Here is an 18,438-nt window from a genome sequence, read left to right as displayed (position 1 = left end):
GTGCTCCCTCGCAGTCAGTCGTTGCGCACAGTCAGTTTGAGGGCGTCGACAGCCAGCTGGGTGAGGTCGGGCAGTTGGTTCTCCGCGAAGGTGACGCCGGACAGGTTGTCGAGTGGCGTCTTGAGCCCGCGGAGCCGGCTGCCTCGCAGGTCGACGCCGTCGAGGTGGCAGGAGTCCAACTCCAGACCGGCGAGGTCGCAGGACCGCAGCGCGATTCCTGGCAGGCGGCAGGTGGACCAGGTGCCGTGGGTGAAGGTGCAGTCGGTGAAGGCGACCGAGCCGACGGCGGTAACGCGCTGGAGGGTGGCGTAGTCGAAGCGGCAGCCGTCGAACAGGACGTCCTTGAGGCGTACGTCGGTGAGTCTGGTGCCGGTGAACCGTGAGCCAGTGATGGCGCACCGTTCGATGGTGACGCCGGTCAGGGCCGCGCCGGAGAAGTCGGTGCGACTGATCTCGCAGCCGTAGAGGCTGCAGGCTTCCCAGGTGCTCTCGCTGAGGTCGCCACCGGTGATCCGGCTGCTGCGGATGCGGTGATCCTCCAGCTGCACACCGCGCCACGACGCGCCCTCGACGAGAGCCTCCGTGAGGCCATCGGCCAGGTCGGTTACGCGGTCGAGGTCCTCCGGATCGAGGTCCGGTAGCAGGACCTTGATGTCGCCGACTGTCGTGGTGCGCACGTGTCCTCAACCTGTTGCCGAAGGAAAGGGCTCGCCACCTCGCGCGTCGGATGTGCCCCCGGTCGGTCGGTCAATTCTTCCAGTTGCCCCGGCCGGGCGGGCTGTCGAACTTCCGTTTCTGGTTTGTGGGCCGCAGCAACCAGGGGTGGAACGTCCCGGCTCTCGCCGGCATTGTCGAGCGGGGCGACGACACGGGCGTCTTTCACGCTTCTGTCTCCTTGGGCCGCGGCGAGTTGATCTCGGTCATCCGGTAGAGGCCGGTGTGTCGGGCGGGCCAGCCAAGGAACCGATCGAACATGTCGCTGGCGCACCCAGTGGTGGTGGGGTTGAGCTTGTGCAGGTCGCCGATGGCGTCATGGAGCAGACTGGCCAGGTATAGGAACAGGCTGACCGGGTTGCCGTCGTACTCGGCGACGAGGGCGAGCTTCGCCCGGCCACAGGGCCAGGGTTGGCCGCAGGCACGGCAGAGCCAGATCGGGCGCAGCGGGGTGTGCTTTCTGGGCCCGGAGTCGAGGCGTTGGGCCTGTGCGGGGCGCGCGGACTCTTCGTTCATCAGGGCCTGCTCTCTCGGGCCTGCCGCTCGAACATCTGGCGCCATACGTGGTTGAACAGTGGTGGATTCGCCGCCCTCACCTGTGCCGCTTCTTGAGCGCCTGACGAGGTGCCGGGTCGCCACAGCTGCCCGGTCGTGGCGTTGCGCGAGACGTAGATGGTCACGTCCGCTCCCCTGCCCGAGCTGGGACCCGCTGATGGTGGGCTCGTCGGCAGGACGACGAGCCCACCACCATTCGACGGCGCGTGGAAGCAAGCCGCCGGGCGCCCGCCCGCGCAGCCCTCGTAGCAGTACGCAGGCGGGGGGACATCAACACGCTCGAGGGAGTGGTCTGCGGCGATACCAGCCGGCTCAGACGGGTCGGGGTCCGGGCGGCAGAAAACGCTCCGGTGGAATCGAGCCGGTCTCGCTCCTGGGCGCTCACTTCTTTCCCCCACTCAGTAGGTCGGCTTGGAGTGGCAGCGGAACGGGCGGGAGCTCACGTAGTCGCCACGCCTTGCACAGCGTCTTCTGCTCTCACCCTTTCCGGCCATGCGTCTACACAAGCCCCGGCGGTCGCTGGTTCCCAGCGCGGCAACGGCGCAGAACTGACGCATCCCCATTGCGTCACAGGGTGTGAGCTGGATGAATGGAACCGTGACGGATGAGCGGCGAAGGGAGGCGGTACGTGGCGGATAGGCGTCGGCACCGGCTGGCCCAACGCCGCAAGGCGATCGGGCTTAGCCAGGAACGCCTCGCCGAAGCCCTCGGCGTCGACCGCTCCACCATCGTGCGATGGGAACGGGCCGAGACCGACCCGCAGCCCTGGCACCGGCCGCGCCTCGCCGCGGCCCTCAAGCTGTCGATCGAGGAACTGGCCGACCTCCTGGCCGACGTCGGCCAGGCACCGTCACCGCCCGACGAGCGTCTCGGCTACGTTCTGCGCAACCCCGGCCGCGTCGACCTGATCGCTGTGGCGTACCTGAGGGAACGTGTGCAGCGCCTCGACGAGCGCTACGACCAGACGCCTTCGACGCTCCTGCTCGCCGAGGCCGGGCAACTACACGGTCAGGCAATCTTCCTTCGCCAGCACGCCAGCAACGGGCCGGTTCAGCGCGAACTGGCGGCAGCAGTAGCCGAGTCCGCGACGTTGATGGGTCAACTCGTCTGGGACGCCTCGCAGCGGCGCGACCATGTCGCCAGCGCCGCCTACTTCGACCAGGCGATCTGCGCGGCCCAGGAAACGCGAGACGCGGTCACCGAGGCCAATGCGTTGCTCCGCAAGAGCTACCTCGCCCTCTACGGCACCAAGCAACCCAACGCCGGCCTTGTCCTGACGACCCGCGCCGCCGCCGTCAGCCACAGCGACAGTCACGTCATCGCTGGCCTCGCCCAACTACACCGGGCTGAGGCACACGCGATGCTCGGTCAGGCCAAGGACTGCTCCGACGCTCTCGGTACCGCTGAAGCTCACTTCGCCGCTCTCGACGCCCGAGATCCAGCCACCGACATCTTCTGCCCCAGCCACTACACGAGGCTCGCGGGCTCCTGCTGGCTCTCCCTCAACAAGCCAAACGAAGCCGTGCCAGCGCTAGAAAACGCCCGACAACTGATCGCCGCCCGCCGCAAATCCACCGCCGTCATCCTCGGCAACCTCGCCCTCGCCAGCATCCTCCAACGCGACGTTGACGCCGCAACGTCCTATCTGCATCAGGCCATCGACGTCATCGAGCGGACCCGCGCCGGCGGCGGACTCAACCTCGCCTTCGCCGCCGCCCGACAGCTACGCCCCTGGCGCAACGAGCCCTCAGTCCAGGACGTGAACGACCGACTCCTCACTCTCATGAGCCCATAGGAGCACCAACGTGACCGACATCGACCACGCCAAGCAAGCCGTTCGGCAACACGTCTGGGACCTCCTTGAACGTGACGGCGCCGCCCCACCCGGCGTGCACGGTCACATCCCCGACTTCGTCGGCAAGGAAGAGGCCGCAGCCCGCCTCGCGAAACTGGACGTATGGAGGAAGGCCCGAGTGATCAAGTGCAACCCGGACCGGGCCCAACTTCCCGTCCGGGTACGAGCCCTGCAGGAGGGCAAACTGCTCTACATGGCAGTCCCGAGACTCGCTACTCCCAAGCCCTTCTATCTGCTCGACCCCGCCAGCCTCACCACACCGATCGAGACCGCAGTTACGAGTACTGGTGCGCCGCAGGTCGCTCCCACCGTGGGACCAGCCGAAATGCGTCCGGTGGACCTCATCGTCTGTGGCAGCGTCGCTGTCAGCCGCCAAAGCGGCGTGCGGGTCGGCAAGGGTGCCGGCTACTCCGACCTGGAGATCGCCCTCCTCACCGAGGCCGCACTCGTTACCACCGAGACCACGATCGCCACCACGATCCACCAGACCCAGCTACTCGAGGATGAGCTGCCCAACGCGGACCATGACTCCAGCGTCGACTTCGCGATCACGCCGAACGAGGTAGTGGCTTGCAGTCCCGACCGGGGACGGCCGCCCGGCATCATCGGATCAAACCTTCGTCAAGATCAGCTCGACAGTATTCCCATACTGCGCGCCTAAGGCGGCAGGACACCTGGCTCGTGTAGCTCAGGGCTCCTCGGCCGGGGGACCAATGTCGGTGCCATGAAATTGAGAACGGGCGTCGGTACGGCACACACGTGCGATGACCGAGACCTCGCTTTCTGTGCCGGCGTACGACCCGGCCATCGGGGTTGTAGCCCCCGCCGAGGGCGGCACGATCACTGTCAACATCGTCGATGCACGGTAGAGATCTTCGGCGACCCCGCCGGCCTCCGAGATCTTGCTCGCATGTGCCTGGCGCTGTCCGACGCGCGGGTGCCGTCGGGAGCCCACATCCATCTGGACGCCGGCATCAATCCCCTGGACCTCGAGTCTGCCTCCCTCATGCTCGCCGGGGATCCACTTCGTTAGAAGGGTTTCTGACGGATCATCCCGGTCGCCTCGCAGTGCCCCGCCAAGTCAGGTGCCAATCTCGATCAGTCGGCTCCGGTCCTCCTCGCCCGGTATCCGCCACACCTGCTCGTTCGGCCAGTGGCGGTACAACAGGTTCATCGTTGTCGTGGCGGTAGGTGCCCGCAGAGGCCTGCGGACCAGGTCGACCGACAGCTGATCTTCCCGCTCGCCGTCCTGCGCGACGACAAGCACCGCCCCGACCGGCGCCACTCGGTCGGTGCGCCAGTAGCCGGTCAGCAGTCCACCCAGCCCTGACGGCCGCCGCTCATGGTCAGCGATAGCGTCACCGACCGCGCCACGGTCGACATGCACCAGGAACCGCAGGCACTGCCCGTCCTCCAGCCAGACGCCGTAGCCGTCGGCCCGCAGCTGCGCCAGGTCGTGCTGGCGCAACCACGCCGAGGTCTCCATAGTCGCCAGCCACTGGAACAGCTCGCACCGCCCCGGGTTCCGCCGCGACACCTCGACCAACGGCAGGAACAGCAGAGCGTCCGCCGCGCCCGGAGGCCGCTGTCCCAGCTGCAACGGAACCGGCCGCCCCGACGCCGTCAGGTCGCGGCGAAGCGCCTCGGTCCCTTCGGCCGTGACCTCGTACCACCAGGTATGGGTACGGTCCTCCTCAAAGCGCTCGCGGCGCACCAGCCCCGCCTCGTGAAGCCAGACCAAATCCCGGTGAGCCGTCAGCCGCGACACGACACAAACCAGGGCCACGTCCAGCGTCGACGCCGAACCGTGCTGCGCCAGGAACGACAGGACCCGCCACCGCCGCGGCGACAACCGCCGCACGGCCACATGGTCACCCATCTCCCGATGGTCCCTCGGGACACCGGAAGTCGACACCCGGTTTCCGGACGCTGTAACGGAGGGTAGCCAGTGGACCGACCTGAACGCCGCGATGCCAGGACTACCGCGCCCGGAGACGGTGCTCTCGGCGGCTCCTAGGCGAAGCGCCGGCGGACCGTGCGAGTACCCCCGTACTCAAATCGGGGTTCCGGGGCCGATTATGAAGATCACTGTTCAGAGAATTAGCCAATGAGCTGAGGACAGACGTTGCGATCCACACAAACCCGACGACCGCCAGTTGATCTTCAACAGCAGACTGGCACTGCGGTTCCGATCGCCAACAGACCTGGGACGTCCAGCGCCGGCTCGGCGAGGACGCTCCGCCCCGTCAGAGCGACCGTCACTGACAGCAACAGCGCCGGGCCCCAAACGTCGACAGGCCGGAGCGCCGAGCCGGGCGAGGATTCCTCACCGGCGACCATCCGACCCGAGTGCGGGTCCATGGTCACGGCACCAAGTCCACCGACAGCCGGAAGGGTCCCACTGCTCCCGAGCACCCACCGAGCACCCCGCCGTCGCCATGGACACGAAAAAAGCTCTGGCCAGGTGAACAACCACCAGGCCAGAGCCTTAATTGCTGGTGCGCCGCCAGGGACTCGAACCCCGAACCCGCGGATTAAGAGTCCGCTGCTCTGCCAGTTGAGCTAGCGGCGCTCGTTGGCAACGGGGAGAACCTTAGCACGGCCCATGAGGGGGGTTCCAATCCGATACCCGGCTCCACCCTTCGGGCGAGCTTAACGGGCAAATAGCCTAAAGCGCCCCGGTGCGAGAGCCGCGGGTCCTGAGGAACGGCAGGGATACGGCACGATGTCCGCCAGGTACGCGAGAAGAGGTGGGGATGGGCAGGTTCACGCGAGCTGGGGCGGTGCTGGGCGTCCTGACCCTGGCGGCGTCGCTGGCTCTGACCGGCTGCGGCAACGAGCAGAAGAAGCCGTCCTTCGTCGGCGGGGCCTCGCCGAGCGCCAGCGTCGACACGGCCAGCGGCACCGCCGATCCGGCGACGCCGAGCGGGCCGCCGCTGACCCTCGCCCCGGCGGACGGGTCGAAGAACAGGCCGGTCAGCACGGAGATCAGCGCCAAGCTGCCGGACGGCAGCAAGGTGTCCCAGGTCACCCTGACCACCGCCGAGGGTGCCAAGGTCGAGGGGAAGCTGCGCACCGACGGCTCGTCGTGGGTACCGAACAGCCCGCTGAAGTACGGCGTGCGCTACACCGCGACCGTGACCTCGACCGGCGCCGACGGGGCGAGCAGCCAGGGCACCAGCACCTTCACCACGATGAAGAAGCCGAAGTCCACCATCGGCTCCGGGCTCTACCTCTTCGACGACAAGACCTACGGGGTGGCCATGCCGGTGGTCACCGAGTTCCACCCGGGCATCCCGAAGAAGGACCGGGCGGCGGTGCAGAAGCGGATGTTCGTCCGGACCGACCCGCCGCAGCCGGGGGCGTGGCACTGGGTGTCGAACGGCACCCAGGCCTACTACCGGGCGCCGGAGTACTGGAAGCCGGGCACCACCATCACCGTCCGGATCGCGCTGGCCGGCGTACCGCTGAGCAACGGCCGGTACGGCGACGTTGACCGCAAGGCGACCGGCAAGATCGGCCAGTCCTTCGTGATGAAGGTGGACAACTCCACCAAGCAGATGAGCGTGTACGAGGACGGCAAGCTGGTCCGGGCCCTGCCGGTGAGCCTCGGCAAGAAGAGCACCCCTTCCTCCAGCGGCACCATGGTGGTGATGGAGAAGAAGGAGTCCACGGTCTTCGACACCCGCGACGATCCCAATCCCGCGAACCGCTACGTCACCGAGATCGACTTCGCTCAGCGGCTGACCTGGGGTGGCGAGTACATCCACGCCGCACCCTGGTCCGAGCACGTCCAGGGCCGGCAGAACGTCTCGCACGGCTGCGTCAACGTCTCCATGGCCAACGCCCGGTGGCTCTTCGGGAAGACCAAGGTCGGTGACCCGATCACCGTCAAGGGCACCGAACGCAAGCTGGCCGCCGGCAACGGTTGGACCGCGTGGAGCCTGAGCTGGTCGGAGTTCGTGAAGGGCAGCGCCCTGCCGGTGCCCGACGGCGGTGCCGGCCCGGCCGTCTGACCTCGCCGACGGCGCCGGCCCGGGTTTCCGGGCCGGCGTCGCGGCCGACGCCAGGGAGTCGCACCAGCGGGCCGCCTCGGGCCTGGTCAGGTCTCGTATGGTCGCGCGGATCCGAGCCGACCTCACAAATTGCCGGATTCTATCAATATTCCGGCATCATGCCGTGCAGTGTTTCGTTTCACCCTCTGCAACGGGTACCAGTACTGGTGCGTCTGTGAGAGAGGATGAGCGATGCGGGGGACCACGACTGTGAGGACATCATGCGAGCTGACCAGGACCAGCTGATCGGACGGCGCGGCAGCCGACCCCGAGGGCGGCGCCGCCTCTTCGCGGCGGGGTTGCTCGCCGTCACGATGGCACTGACCTCCGCCTGCACCGACGGCGACGGCGGGAAGCCGTCCTCGTGGCAGGGCGGCGGGGAGAGTCCCGCACCAAAGGCCGCGGCGACCATCAGCGAGCCGCAGGCCGACGCGAAGGACGTACCGGCCTCGACCGGCATCACCTTCACCACGAAGGACGCGGTCGAGACCGCCGTCGAGCTGAAGGACTCCGCCGGCACGGCGGTCGAGGGCACCCTCGCCGCCGACGGCAAGAGCTGGCTCCCGACGGGTGCGCTGAAGTACGGCGAGGCGTACACCGCCACCGTGACCGCGACCGGTGACGACGGCCGCCCCGCGACGGCGACCAGCAACTTCACCACGATGGCCAAGCCCGGCAACCAGATCCGGGTGAGCAGCTTCCTCGGCGACGGCCAGGTGGTCGGCGTCGGCATGCCACTGATCGTCAAGTTCAGCCGGGCGGTCCCCGAGGACTACCGCGACGACGTGCAGCGCCGGATGACCGTCACCTCGACCCCCGCCCAGGAGGGCATCTGGCACTGGGTGAGCCCCACCGAGATCCGCTACCGGCCCAAGGCGTTCTGGAAGGCCAACACCAAGATCTCCTACCGGGTCCAGGCCGGCGGCCTGCCGATGGGCAACGGCTGGTACGGCCGCGCCGATCTCACCGTGGACATCACGATCGGCCCGTCCCTGATCATGACGGTCGACAACAAGACCAAGCGGATGACGGTCACCCGTAACGGCTCGGTGATCAAGACCATCCCGGTCAGCCTCGGCAAGAAGAGCACTCCGTCGTCGAGCGGCACCATGGTGGTGATCGAGAAGCTGCGCAAGACGGTCTTCGACACCTTCGAGGAGCTCGGCCCGGAGGACGGCTACCGCACGAAGATCGACTATGCCCAGCGGCTCACCTGGGGAGGCGAGTTCATCCACGCCGCCCCGTGGTCCGAGGGGCAGCAGGGCAGCGTCAACGTCTCGCACGGCTGCGTGAACGTCTCGATGGCCAACGGCGCCTGGCTCTTCAGCAACACCCGGATCGGCGACCCGATCACGGTGAAGGGCACCGAGCGCAAGCTGCAGAACGGCAACGGCTGGACCGACTGGAACATGAGCTGGGACGACTACGTCAAGGGCAGCGCCGTGCCGTACGAGCCGCCGGCCGAGCCGGGGGCCGACGCCACCCCGGACCCGGACACCACGCCGAGCACCGGCCCGACCGCCTGAGCGGCCGGGCCGCCCGGCGGCCCACAACGACGGAAGCCCCCTCCGCGAGGAGGGGGCTTCCGTCTGCCGGGTGACTGATGGGAATTGAACCCACGACAACCGGGACCACAACCCGGTGCTCTGCCAACTGAGCTACAGCCACCATGCCGCCGCACCCGGTCGAACGCCCCGGGCGGGGTGCGGAGAAATAATACCCCCACGCGGGGCGGCCACGTCCACCGGGTTGCCCGCGGCGGGCCCGCCCGGCTCAGAGCTGGGCGGCGATCGCCTTGGCGCTCTCCACGTCCGGGCCGGGCAGCGGTACGAAGACGGTCCGCCGGTAGTACTCCAGCTCCCGGATGCTCTCCCGGATGTCGGCAAGCGCCCGGTGCGCAAGTCCCTTGGCGGGCTGGCCGAAGTACACCCGGGGATACCAGCGGCGGCACAGCTCCTTGATCGACGAGACGTCGATCATGCGGTAGTGCAGGTGGTTGTCGAGCCGGGGCATGTCCCGGGCGATGAAGCCCCGGTCGGTGGCGATCGAGTTGCCGCAGAGCGGGGCGGTACGCGGGTCCTTCACGAAGGTGCTGACGTAGTCGAGCACCAGGTCCTCCGCCTCGGCCAGGGTCACCGCCGAGCGGCGGACCTCCTCGGTCAGCCCGGACTTCGCGTGCATCGTCTGGACGATCTCCGGCATCGCCGCCAGCGCCGCCTCGTCCGCGTGGATCACCACGTCGACACCGTCACCGAGCACGTTGAGATCCGGGTCGGTGACCAGGGCCGCAACCTCGATCAGCTTGTCCCTGCCGAGGTCCAACCCGGTCATCTCACAGTCGATCCAGACGAGGAGATCAGCCACCGGCACAGACTACGCGCAGCCCACGGTGCGCGGCTGCGCGCTCCTGGCGGAGCAGCCCGCTAGGGTTTCGGAGTGCCAGCCGAACCCGTCGCACCGCCCGCCGTCACCGACGACGATCCCGGTGGCCGTACGGTCCGTCGCCTCGTCACGCTGGTGGCGCTCGCCGCCGTGCTGCCCGCGCTCTACCTGCCCGGCCTGGTGCACGACTTCTTCGACCTGAAGATCTACATGCGGGCGATGCGCTGGTGGGCCGACGGGAACCCGCTCTACGACTACGTCCAACCGGATCGGGTCCAGGGCGAGCTCTACTTCACCTACCCGCCGTTCAGCGCCCTGCTGCTGCGACCGTTCGCGCTGCTCCCGCTCGGCGCCACTGTGGTGATCTTCACGATCCTCACCGGCCTGGGCGTGGTGCTGACCACCCGCTGGCTGCTCGGCCCGATGATCGCCCGGCACCAGCTGCCTCGGATGTTCACCGTCACCGTGGCGGTGCTGCTGGTGCTGGCCGTGGAGAGCACCCGCGAGACCATCACCTTCGGCCAGATCAACATGTTCCTGGTCGTGCTGATCCTGGCCGACCTGCTCTTCGCCGTACCCCAAGGGCGGCGCTGGGCCGGGGTCGGCGTCGGCCTGGCGACCGCGCTCAAGCTTTTCCCCGGCATCTTCATCGTCTACCTGCTGGCCTGCCGGCGTTGGTGGGCGGCGGCGGTGGCCAGTGCCACGGCCGCCGCGGCGACGCTGCTGGCGGCGGCGGTCGCGCCGGACGACTCGTGGCGGTTCTGGACGCGTGAGCTCTGGGACAACGACCGGGTCGGGCGCACCGACTACACCGGCAACCAGTCGCTCTTCGGCCTGCTCAGCCGGTTCACCGCGCCCGACAAGCCGGACCGGCTGCCCTGGCTGCTGCTGGTCGCCGTTATCGCCGCGTACGGGCTGTGGCGCGCGGCCCGTGCCGCCCGGGCCGGCGACCACCTCGCCGGCCTGACCCTGACCGGGCTGGTCGGCGGGTTGGTCAGCCCGATCACCTGGACCCACCACCTCTACTGGTTCATCCCGGCGGTGGTGGTGCTCGCCGACGCGGCGGCGCGCGCCGACCGGTCCACCGTCGAGGGTGCCCGGCGGCGGTACTGGTGGGCGACACTGGCGATCGGCACCGCCGCGTTGATCATCTACGGCGTCGTCTCGTTCTACGACTGGGGCGTGGCGCCCGCCCGCACGGACAATCCCGGCGAGTTCCTGGTCCGCAACACGTATGTCCTGCTCAGCCTGCTGCTGCTGGTGACGTTGCCGGCGCGGCGCAACGAGGGTCCGGGGGTGCCGCGCCGACCGGCGGCCGAGCCCGAGAAGTTGCACCAAATGGACACACGTCCCGAGTAGCCACGATCAGCGCTAATCTGGCCTCAACTACCTCAAGCGCATCTCGGGTAGCAGCACCGATCCCCCGGTGAAGGGTGGCCCTCCGCGTCGGCAGCGCGGAGGGCCACTCGCCTGTCGCGGCCGGCTCAGCCCGGCTGCCCGCCGTCGACCGGCCGACGCTCGGCCGACCGGGCGTCGTCACCAGCCGGGCCGGCGGCGGCCGCGTCGGCGTCGACGGCCGGGGTGGCCGGCCGGAGCCGACCCGCCGGGACCGGCTGGGGGGTGCCCTCCGCCGCCACCGGCGGCCAGGCCAGCGTGAGGGACAGCTCCGGTGGCGGTGCGGGCAGCGTCGCCCCGTCCTTCGCGGTCGGTTCGGCCGCCACGAGGTCGGCCAGGCTGGCCGGCCGGCGGTCGGGCGACGCCCCGAGGGCGGCCCGGGACCGCTCGGTCGGGCCGGAGCCGACCGCGGCGAGCTGCCGTTGGGCCAGCACCACCCGGCCGTCGGAGCCGGTCGGCTGGGCGCCCAAGCCGCTGAGCGAGCTGACACCGAGCCGGCCGGCGAGCACCGGCACCTGGTCCGGCTCGACCACGAAGACCACCTCCCGGGGGCGCGGCGGGCGGAGCAGGAACAGCACGGCCAGCGCCACCAGCAGTACGCCGCCGGCCAGCAGGCCCCAGGTGGCCGGGGCGGTCCACCCGGCCCGCAACTCGGCGCGCATCTCCAGGTCGAAGTCCGGGCGGCCGTCCGGGCGCGTCACCACCAGGCTGAGCGAACGTCCGGCCAGGTCGTCGGGGGTCCACTCCAGCGCGCCGATCCCCTCCCGTACCCAGAAGGGGCGGCCGATCGGCGCGGCCTCGGCGGCCGGAGTCCCGGCGGGCAGGGCGGTCCCGCCTCCGTCCAGGCGGATCGGCAGCGGACCGCGGGCGAGCGCCACCCGGCGCACGGCGTCATGCGGGACGTGCTCCAGCCAGCGCCGCACCTCGTCGGTCGGGGCCAGGCCGACGAACGCCGGCCCGTCGGGGGTGCGGGCCTCCAGCCGGATCCGCTGCTGCCCGAACCGGGCGAACGGCGCCTCCCGCCGCAGCAGCTCGCCGAGGTCGGTGACGACCACCGCGTGCCCGGCGGTGTGCACGGTCTCGAACCGGGCGGTGAACGCGCCGCTGGGGTCGGCGTGCCGGGTGACCACCCCGAGCGCCCCGCCGACGATCAGCGCCGGCAAACCGATGATCAGCAACAGCATTCCGGCGATCGCCCGCACGAACCGCATCCGTTCCGTCCCCCTCCGTGGCCAGGTACCCGGCCGACCTTACCGACGCAGGCCGGCCGATCAGGGGATATCCACGGCACGCGATCGGTGGAAAGCCGCGGGCCCGCCGGTACAGATCCGGCGGGCCCGCTTGGTCGGTTCGGCTCAGGCCTTCGCGGCCGGCTCCCGCCGGGTACGCGCGAACGCCAGCCCGCCGAGCGCCAGGCCGCCGACGCCGGCGACCAGACCGGCGATGCCGAGCCCGGTGGCGAGGCCGTTCCCCTCGGCGTCGTCGTCATCGTCGGCGACCGGTCCGGTCGCCGCGGCGGGTGCCGTCGTCGGCGCGGCGGCGGTCAGGGTGAGCACCGGCGCCGGGTTCTCCGGCTCCTCACCGCCCGGGGTCGGCTCCTCGATCCACCGCGACACGTTGCCGTCCGAGTAGGTCTGCAGCGTCTTGAAGACCATCCGGTCCACCTGCGGCAGCGGCCCGAGGGAGACCGGGAACTCCTGGAACTGGCCCGGCTTGACCGCCGCGTCACCGGTCGCCGTCCAGGTCAGCTTCGACACCGCCTCGGTGAGCTGGCTGCCGTGCACCTCGATCGGCGGGTCCACCTTCCGCTTCTCCACCGCCACCGTCCAACCCGGCACGGGCATGGTCGAGACCGAGCCCACCGGGGCGTTCTCCGGCAGCACCACCTCCAGCTTGGTGGTCGACGCGGTGTCGCTCTCGTTCGGCACCCGGAACGCGATCCGGCCGTAGCCGCCCTGGGTCGCCTCCTTCGGGTTCACGGTGACGTGGGCCGAGGCGGGCGCGGCGAAGCCGAACACCGCGGTGGCGACGACGCCGAGCGCCAGGCCGGCAGCTGCCGTGGCGGTACGCCGGGTACGGATCATGGAGTCGGGACCTCTCTCTAACGGATCGGCACGGTGGCGGTCACCGTGGCCTGGTCGATGTCGGACGTCCGGGCGGTCAGCCGCAGCTGCCAGTCGCCGGACGCGGGCAGGTTGATCTCGCCGGTCGCGTGGTTGTCGGTGAGCGGCAGCAACGGGATCTCGATCGGCTCGATCCCGGCCGAGGGCAGCGCGGCGGTGGCCCGCCACTCCACCACCGGCTGCGGACGGTTGTCCTTCGTGTACGCGTACAGGTGCATCGAGTTGTTGCCCCGCTCGGCCGGGTCCAGCTCGACCTGGATGTTGAGCAGCGGGCTGTCCAGCGTGGTGGTGAAGTAGCCGGCCTCGGGACCGGCCACGTCGGCGGCGGTGCGGGCCGGCGGGGTCTGCACCAGGGTGGCGGAGAGGCCGAGCACCACCGCGGTGACCGCCAGCTCCACCCAGACGGCCCGGCGCACCGGCACCGGCCGTTGCGCCGCGACCCGCCGACGCACCAGCTGCCGGGAGTACGCGGCCACCGCGATCACCAGCACGAACAGGCCGATCTTTGCCAGCAGCAGCTGGCCGTAGGTGGTGTTGACCAGGGCGTCCGGGGTGGCCACCTCGATCAGCGCCTGGACGGTGCCGGCGAGCAGCAGCGCGGAGACGGCCACCGCGGCCCAGCGAGACCAGATCGGCAGGATCGCGGTGAGTTCCCGCTCGTCGGCCCGGCGCAGCAGGAAGACGGCGAGCATCAGCAGGCCACCGAGCCAGACCGCCATGCTGCCCAGGTGCACCGCGTCGACGACCACGGAGACGGCCGGTGCCGGGGACGCCGCCGGGTGCCCGGCCACCGGCCAGGTCAGCAGGGCGGCCACGCCGAGCACGGTGAGGATGATCCCGTCCGCGCGGCCGACCGGCCCGGCGAGCAGCGGCCGGAGCAGGAAGGCGGCCGCGGCCAGCAGGCCGAGCCGCACCAGGTGCGCCGCCCCGAAGGTGCTGCCCAGCACGCTGCTCAGGCCGGCGCCGGTGACGTCGAAGAGTCCGCCACCGGCGGTGTACGGCACCTGCAACCACAGGTCGGCGAGGGTGGAGAGGGCGACCAGGCCCAGGCCGGCCCAGGCCAGCCGGGCCGGAGCGCGCCGGCTGAGCCGCCGCGGCCAGAGCGCGCCGAGCACCAGCGCCGGCCCGACCAGCAGCACCAGCCCGGCATAGCCGAGGAACTTGGCGACCTTCACCGCGGCGCCGACCACCGGGTCTGCCCGGCCGTCGTCGCCGGTGTCCACCGGGGGCGGCGACGGCGCGCCGACCGAGTAGGTGAACGCGCCGGAGACCGGGTGGCTGTCGGCCGAGATGACCCGGTAGCTGACCAGGTAGGTGCCGCGTTCGCCGGCCGGGTCGACCGGGATGGTCACCACCGTGCCGCCGAAGGTGGGCTCACCCCGGTCGGCCCGGGAGCCGTCCGGCGCGATGACCCGGACCTTGTCGGGCACCTTGCGGACCGATTCGCTGAAGGTCAGCACCACCTCGGCCGGCCCGCTCGGCAGCACCGCCGACGCGGCCGGGCTGCTGCTGACCAGCACCGCGTGCGCGCTCGCGGGGCCGGCCGGGGCGATCAGGAGGGCGACGACGGTGACCAGCAGGCCGGCGGTGGCGCAGAGCCGGGCGAGCCAGCGACGAGGGGCAGCAGTCATGCCGATCATGCTCGCCGACGGAGACGGTATCCGACCACCCCTGCTCACCCGCGCCCCACGGCAAGCACCGGCGCCAGCGGCCGATCGGCGTCCCGGCTGGCCCGCCCGAGCGCCCAGAGCAGGCCGGCCTGGACCACCGCGGCCAGGTGACCGACCTCGTGCACCAACGCCGTGGTCGAGTTGGCGATGTCCACCGCGCTGGTGCCAGCGAGGCAGACCGCCAGCACCAGGGCCACCGGCACGAACGCGCGGGCCCGATCGGGCCGCCAGGCGGCCAGCGCGAAACCGACAGCCAACGCCACGTCGAACGAGGCCATCTCCCGGCTGGTGTGCGGGTCGACGCTGACGCCGAGGCCGGCGAGCAGGATGGGCATGGCGATGGCGAGCTGGGCGACGGCAGCCACCCCCACCGCGACCCGGAGCACCTGACGGCGCGCCCGCAGCGTCGCCGCCGGCGTACGACCGGCGGCTTGCGGGTCGGCGGCCACCGCCGCCAGCACCGACGCGGTCAGGTCGGGCACCTGCACCGACTGCACCCGGACCAGCCGGGTCACCTGCTCGGCGCGGGCCAGCCAGGCGCGGCAGCCGGGGCAGCCCGGCAGGTGCCCGTCCAGCACCGCCGGCGCGACCTGCGGATCCTCACCGTCCAGCCGTGCCGACAGCGCCGCACGCACGTCGTCACAGTTCATGAGGGGGTAGTCGGTCCGGGCGCGAGAAAAGTTCCCGGCGTGGCGCAGACCATGGAAGGGTCCAAGGACCCTCCCGGCCCCTTTCGCGCCGCGTAACCTGGACTGTCGTGATCCCCGCCCCGCGCCACACCGCCGCCGGCTCGGCCGACCCGGCTGATGGCGCTGCCCGGGATCCGGCCACCGAGTGGGCGCTGACCGCCCGCGACGGCGATCCCGCGGCGCAGGCCGCGTTCGTCCGGCTGACCCAGGTGGAGGTCTGGCGGTTCGCCGCCGCGCTGGTGGATCCGGACAGCGCGGACGACCTGACCCAGGAGACCTACCTGCGGGCGTTCCGGGCGCTGCCGACGTTCGAGGGCCGCTCCAGCGCCCGTACCTGGCTGCTCGGCATCGCCCGGCGGACCTGCGCCGACCACCTGCGGACGGTGGTCCGCCGCCGACGGCTCGACGCGCGGCTCGCCACGAACGCCCACACCGACCGGCCGCACCCGGACCCGGCCGGGCAGCTCGGCGCGGCCGACCTGGTGCGCCGGCTCTCCGCCGAGCGCCGCGGCGCGTTCGTGCTCACCCAACTGCTCGGTCTCTCCTACGCCGAGGCCGCCGCCGTCGAGGGGGTGCCGGTGGGCACCATCCGCTCCCGGGTCGCCCGGGCCCGCGACGACCTCATCGAAGCCGTCAACGACGCGCTCGCCGGCTGACCGGGCGGAACTTCCGGTGGCGACGGGACGACCAATGACCGTGACAACACCCCGCATCCGGGCCGCCGGCTGGCCCGCCGTCCGCCCCTGGCTCGGCGTCGCCGCCCGGCTGGGCCTGGCCGCCGTCTGGCTGCTCGCCGGGGCGTCGAAGGTCGACGACCTGGCCGCCTCCGGCCGCGCGGTGAACGCCTACCAGCTCCTGCCGTACGACGTGTCGACGGTGGTCGGCGCGGCGCTGCCCTTCGTCGAGCTGGCGCTGGGGGTGCTCCTGCTGCTCGGCCTGGCCACCCGGCTCAGCGCGGGCGTCTCGGCGGCGCTGCTGGTGGTCTTCATCGCCGGCATCGCCTCGGCCTGGGCCCGCGGCCTCGCCATCGACTGCGGGTGCTTCGGCAGCGGCGGGCAGCTCGCCGAGGGGCAGGCACCGAGCTACCTCCCGGAGATCCTCCGGGACCTGGGATTCCTGGTGTTGGCGGCATTCCTTTTGATCTGGCCCCGCACGCCCGTCTCGGTGGACGGCTGGTTGACGGGCGAACCCGTCGTGGAGGACGAGGATGAGTAGTCGCAAGGGGCAGAAGGGCGCTGCCCAGGTGGTCCGGCAGCAGCTGGCCCGGGAGCGGCGGCGCAGGCGGACGATCTGGGTGTCGGCCGCGGCGGTGGTCGTGCTGGTGATCGCCGGCCTGATCGGCTGGAGCGTCTGGTCCAGCCAGCGGTCGGACGATTTCACCCCGCCCACCGGGTCCGCCGAGAACGGCACCGGGGTGGTGGCCGGCTCCGGGCCGGTGACCGTCGACATCTACGAGGACTTCCTCTGCCCGGTCTGTAAGCAGTTCGACCAGACCAGCGGGGCCACCATCGACCAGCTGATCAGCGAGGGGAAGATCCGGGTGGTCTACCACCCGGTGGCCTACCTCAACCGTTTCTCCAGCACCGAGTACTCCACCCGGTCGTCGGCCGCCTCCGGCTGCGCCGCCGAGGGCGGCAAGTTCCGGGAGTACGCGAAGGCCCTCTTCGAGCAGCAACCACCGGAGGGCAGCGCCGGGCTCACCGACGACCAGCTGATCGACATCGGCGCCGGTGTCGGACTGGACCGCGACGGGTTCGGCAACTGCGTACGCGAGGGCACCTTCAAGCCGTGGACCGAGCACGTCACCGAGGAGGCGAGCCGGAACAACATCACCGGCACCCCCACGGTGATCATCGACGGTGAGCAGGTGAGCAACCCCAGCCCGGAGGCGATCAGGGCAGCGGTGGCGGCGGCCGGCAAGTGATCCGCACCCTGCTGACCCGCGCCGGTCTGGTGGCCGCGGGCGTGCTCACCGCCACCCTCGCGACCGCCACTCCGGCCGCCGCGCACGGCGCCGACGCGCCGGACGGCACCGACTACCGCACCACGGTGAGCGGGATCACTCCCGCCCGGTACGGGGTGAGCGTCCGGGTGGTCGAGGCGGGCGCACGGCTGGAGCTGACCAACCGCACCGGGCGGCCGGTCGAGGTGATCGGCTACTCCGGCGAGCCGTACCTGCGGATCGGCCCGGACGGGGTGTTCGAGAACGCGCACTCCCCCGCCACGTACCTCAACCGCACCATCGCCGGGGAGACCACGCTGCCACCGGAGGCCGACCCGGCTGCGGCGCCGTCCTGGCGGCGGGTGGCCGACGGACCGAGCGTGCGCTGGCACGACCAGCGCGCGCTGTACCGGGAGTCCGCCCCGCCCAGCGCGGTCCGGGCCGCCCCCGAGCGGGAGCACCGGATCCGGGACTGGGCGGTCCCGCTGCGCGACGGTGCCGACCCGGTGGAGATCCGCGGCGCCCTGGACTGGGTGCCGCCGCCGGACGCGTACACCTGGTGGGCGATCGCCACGGTCGGCCTGCTCGCCGTCGGCGCGGTCGGGTTGCTGGCCGCCGGGTCGGTGCCCGGCGCCCGGGCGCTCGCCGGACTCGGCGCGCTGCTCGTCGCCGGAGGCACGGCAGCGGTGGTCTACACGGTGGGCCGGGAGCTGGACGCCGGCGCGCAGGGGGTGGGCGGGGTGCTGCTGGGGCTGCTCGGCGGGCAGATCTGGGCGCTGCTCACCGGCCTCGGCGCGATCGTGGCGGGTGGCTACGCGCTGGCCCGCCGACCCGCCGCCGATTTCGCCGTGGCACTGGCCGGCGCCTGCCTGGCGCTCTTCGCCGGGGTGGCAAACGCCGCCGTCTTCGCCCGCTCGGTCGCGCCGGTGCCGTGGCCCGCCACGTCGGCCCGGGTGCTGGTCGCGATCGTCCTCATCGCCGGTGCGGGCGCCACCGCCGCCGGCGTCCTGCGCCTGCACGCCGCCCGCACCCCCGCGACCACCCGGGTCTGAACGGCG

18 protein-coding genes and 2 tRNA genes are annotated in these 18,438 nt (G+C 71.3%); 9 read left to right on the top strand and 11 right to left on the bottom strand.

The features are described 5' to 3' along the window. Nucleotides 1-14: 14 nt before the first annotated feature. The 3 genes from ACIP9D_RS11020 to amcA all read right to left on the bottom strand — a co-directional run bounded on the left by ACIP9D_RS11020 (nucleotide 15) and on the right by amcA (nucleotide 1,394). Nucleotides 15-677, bottom strand: coding sequence for a pentapeptide repeat-containing protein (locus ACIP9D_RS11020; RefSeq protein ID WP_350869344.1), 663 nt, complete (start codon nucleotides 675-677; stop codon nucleotides 15-17). A gap of 202 nt (nucleotides 678-879) precedes the next feature. Beyond that, nucleotides 880-1,230, bottom strand: coding sequence for a hypothetical protein (locus tag ACIP9D_RS11015; RefSeq protein ID WP_350869341.1), 351 nt, complete (start codon nucleotides 1,228-1,230; stop codon nucleotides 880-882). After that, nucleotides 1,230-1,394 (bottom strand): multiple cyclophane-containing RiPP AmcA, encoded by a 165-nt coding sequence (amcA, locus tag ACIP9D_RS11010; protein WP_350869339.1) that lies wholly within the window; start codon nucleotides 1,392-1,394, stop codon nucleotides 1,230-1,232. The genes ACIP9D_RS11015 and amcA overlap by 1 nt, the downstream gene beginning before the upstream one ends. A 503-nt stretch (nucleotides 1,395-1,897) precedes the next feature. Between amcA and ACIP9D_RS11005 the strand changes: the two genes are divergently transcribed. After that, entirely contained in the window at nucleotides 1,898-3,064 is a 1,167-nt protein-coding gene (locus ACIP9D_RS11005; RefSeq protein ID WP_350869337.1) for a helix-turn-helix transcriptional regulator, read from the top strand. Nucleotides 3,065-3,074: 10 nt separating this feature from the next. Continuing rightward, complete coding sequence (locus ACIP9D_RS11000; protein ID WP_350869336.1) at nucleotides 3,075-3,785, top strand: 5-formyltetrahydrofolate cyclo-ligase; 711 nt, start codon at nucleotides 3,075-3,077, stop codon at nucleotides 3,783-3,785. A 420-nt stretch (nucleotides 3,786-4,205) separates the two neighbouring features. On the opposite strand, the gene ACIP9D_RS10995 is transcribed toward ACIP9D_RS11000, so the two are convergent. Together ACIP9D_RS10995 and ACIP9D_RS10990 are read right to left on the bottom strand one after the other, a co-directional pair. Then, a complete protein-coding gene (locus ACIP9D_RS10995) occupies nucleotides 4,206-5,003 on the bottom strand; it encodes a DeoR family transcriptional regulator (protein ID WP_350869333.1) in 798 nt (265 codons plus the stop codon). A 617-nt stretch (nucleotides 5,004-5,620) separates the two neighbouring features. After that, nucleotides 5,621-5,696, bottom strand: a tRNA-Lys gene (locus ACIP9D_RS10990). Nucleotides 5,697-5,880: 184 nt separating this feature from the next. On the opposite strand from ACIP9D_RS10990, the gene ACIP9D_RS10985 reads away from it, so the two are divergent. Then, complete coding sequence (locus ACIP9D_RS10985) at nucleotides 5,881-7,140, top strand: Ig-like domain-containing protein (RefSeq protein ID WP_350869331.1); 1,260 nt, start codon at nucleotides 5,881-5,883, stop codon at nucleotides 7,138-7,140. 260 nt (nucleotides 7,141-7,400) lie between these two features. Next, on the top strand, nucleotides 7,401-8,705 hold the full coding sequence (locus ACIP9D_RS10980; RefSeq protein ID WP_350869330.1) for an Ig-like domain-containing protein: 1,305 nt from the start codon (nucleotides 7,401-7,403) through the stop codon (nucleotides 8,703-8,705). Nucleotides 8,706-8,774: 69 nt separating this feature from the next. Here the strand turns inward: ACIP9D_RS10980 and ACIP9D_RS10975 are convergent. After that, nucleotides 8,775-8,847 (bottom strand) — tRNA-His (locus tag ACIP9D_RS10975). A gap of 105 nt (nucleotides 8,848-8,952) precedes the next feature. Continuing rightward, nucleotides 8,953-9,549 (bottom strand): oligoribonuclease, encoded by a 597-nt coding sequence (gene orn, locus ACIP9D_RS10970; protein ID WP_350869329.1) that lies wholly within the window; start codon nucleotides 9,547-9,549, stop codon nucleotides 8,953-8,955. A gap of 66 nt (nucleotides 9,550-9,615) precedes the next feature. Here orn and ACIP9D_RS10965 point away from each other — a divergent pair, with 66 nt between their 5' ends. Next, on the top strand, nucleotides 9,616-10,920 hold the full coding sequence (locus tag ACIP9D_RS10965; protein WP_350869328.1) for a glycosyltransferase 87 family protein: 1,305 nt from the start codon (nucleotides 9,616-9,618) through the stop codon (nucleotides 10,918-10,920). 125 nt (nucleotides 10,921-11,045) lie between these two features. Here the strand turns inward: ACIP9D_RS10965 and ACIP9D_RS10960 are convergent, their stop codons facing one another. The 4 genes from ACIP9D_RS10960 to ACIP9D_RS10945 all read right to left on the bottom strand — a co-directional run bounded on the left by ACIP9D_RS10960 (nucleotide 11,046) and on the right by ACIP9D_RS10945 (nucleotide 15,399). Continuing rightward, on the bottom strand, nucleotides 11,046-12,167 hold the full coding sequence (locus tag ACIP9D_RS10960; protein ID WP_400449713.1) for a hypothetical protein: 1,122 nt from the start codon (nucleotides 12,165-12,167) through the stop codon (nucleotides 11,046-11,048). A 144-nt stretch (nucleotides 12,168-12,311) separates the two neighbouring features. Further along, a complete protein-coding gene (locus tag ACIP9D_RS10955; RefSeq protein ID WP_350869327.1) occupies nucleotides 12,312-13,040 on the bottom strand; it encodes a YcnI family protein in 729 nt (242 codons plus the stop codon). A 17-nt stretch (nucleotides 13,041-13,057) separates the two neighbouring features. Beyond that, nucleotides 13,058-14,719, bottom strand: a complete 1,662-nt coding sequence (locus tag ACIP9D_RS10950) for a copper resistance protein CopC (protein ID WP_350869326.1) — start codon at nucleotides 14,717-14,719, stop codon at nucleotides 13,058-13,060. Nucleotides 14,720-14,754: 35 nt separating this feature from the next. After that, nucleotides 14,755-15,399, bottom strand: coding sequence for a zf-HC2 domain-containing protein (locus ACIP9D_RS10945; RefSeq protein WP_400449709.1), 645 nt, complete (start codon nucleotides 15,397-15,399; stop codon nucleotides 14,755-14,757). 107 nt (nucleotides 15,400-15,506) lie between these two features. Here ACIP9D_RS10945 and ACIP9D_RS10940 point away from each other — a divergent pair, with 107 nt between their 5' ends. Genes ACIP9D_RS10940 through ACIP9D_RS10925 form a run of 4 tightly spaced genes read left to right on the top strand, consistent with a single transcriptional unit; the run spans nucleotide 15,507 to nucleotide 18,432 of the window. Next, a complete protein-coding gene (locus tag ACIP9D_RS10940) occupies nucleotides 15,507-16,094 on the top strand; it encodes a sigma-70 family RNA polymerase sigma factor (RefSeq protein WP_350869322.1) in 588 nt (195 codons plus the stop codon). A 34-nt stretch (nucleotides 16,095-16,128) separates the two neighbouring features. Then, the gene (locus ACIP9D_RS10935) at nucleotides 16,129-16,653 is read left to right on the top strand and encodes a MauE/DoxX family redox-associated membrane protein (RefSeq protein WP_350869321.1); all 525 of its coding nucleotides are present in this window, start codon (nucleotides 16,129-16,131) and stop codon (nucleotides 16,651-16,653) included. Then, a complete protein-coding gene (locus ACIP9D_RS10930) occupies nucleotides 16,646-17,362 on the top strand; it encodes a thioredoxin domain-containing protein (RefSeq protein WP_350869320.1) in 717 nt (238 codons plus the stop codon). Before ACIP9D_RS10935 ends, ACIP9D_RS10930 begins: the two co-directional genes overlap by 8 nt. Next, complete coding sequence (locus ACIP9D_RS10925) at nucleotides 17,359-18,432, top strand: hypothetical protein (RefSeq protein ID WP_350869318.1); 1,074 nt, start codon at nucleotides 17,359-17,361, stop codon at nucleotides 18,430-18,432. Before ACIP9D_RS10930 ends, ACIP9D_RS10925 begins: the two co-directional genes overlap by 4 nt. Nucleotides 18,433-18,438: the final 6 nt, after the last annotated feature.

Origin of the sequence: Micromonospora sp. NPDC093243, assembly GCF_044753725.1 — a bacterium.
In the GTDB taxonomy this organism is placed as follows: domain Bacteria; phylum Actinomycetota; class Actinomycetes; order Mycobacteriales; family Micromonosporaceae; genus Micromonospora.
The sequence above is the reverse complement of the archived record's forward strand: the minus strand, read 5'-3'. Positions and strand labels throughout refer to the sequence as shown.

Coding starts and splice junctions, on each gene's coding strand:
- ACIP9D_RS11015 (WP_350869341.1), bottom strand. CDS start 1,230: ATGAACGAAGAGTCCGCGCGCCCCGCACAGGCCCAACGCCTCGACTCC.
- ACIP9D_RS10995 (WP_350869333.1), bottom strand. CDS start 5,003: ATGGGTGACCATGTGGCCGTGCGGCGGTTGTCGCCGCGGCGGTGGCGG.
- ACIP9D_RS10985 (WP_350869331.1), top strand. CDS start 5,881: ATGGGCAGGTTCACGCGAGCTGGGGCGGTGCTGGGCGTCCTGACCCTG.
- ACIP9D_RS10980 (WP_350869330.1), top strand. CDS start 7,401: ATGCGAGCTGACCAGGACCAGCTGATCGGACGGCGCGGCAGCCGACCC.
- ACIP9D_RS10960 (WP_400449713.1), bottom strand. CDS start 12,167: ATGCGGTTCGTGCGGGCGATCGCCGGAATGCTGTTGCTGATCATCGGT.
- ACIP9D_RS10955 (WP_350869327.1), bottom strand. CDS start 13,040: ATGATCCGTACCCGGCGTACCGCCACGGCAGCTGCCGGCCTGGCGCTC.
- ACIP9D_RS10950 (WP_350869326.1), bottom strand. CDS start 14,719: ATGATCGGCATGACTGCTGCCCCTCGTCGCTGGCTCGCCCGGCTCTGC.
- ACIP9D_RS10945 (WP_400449709.1), bottom strand. CDS start 15,399: ATGAACTGTGACGACGTGCGTGCGGCGCTGTCGGCACGGCTGGACGGT.
- ACIP9D_RS10935 (WP_350869321.1), top strand. CDS start 16,129: ATGACCGTGACAACACCCCGCATCCGGGCCGCCGGCTGGCCCGCCGTC.
- ACIP9D_RS10930 (WP_350869320.1), top strand. CDS start 16,646: ATGAGTAGTCGCAAGGGGCAGAAGGGCGCTGCCCAGGTGGTCCGGCAG.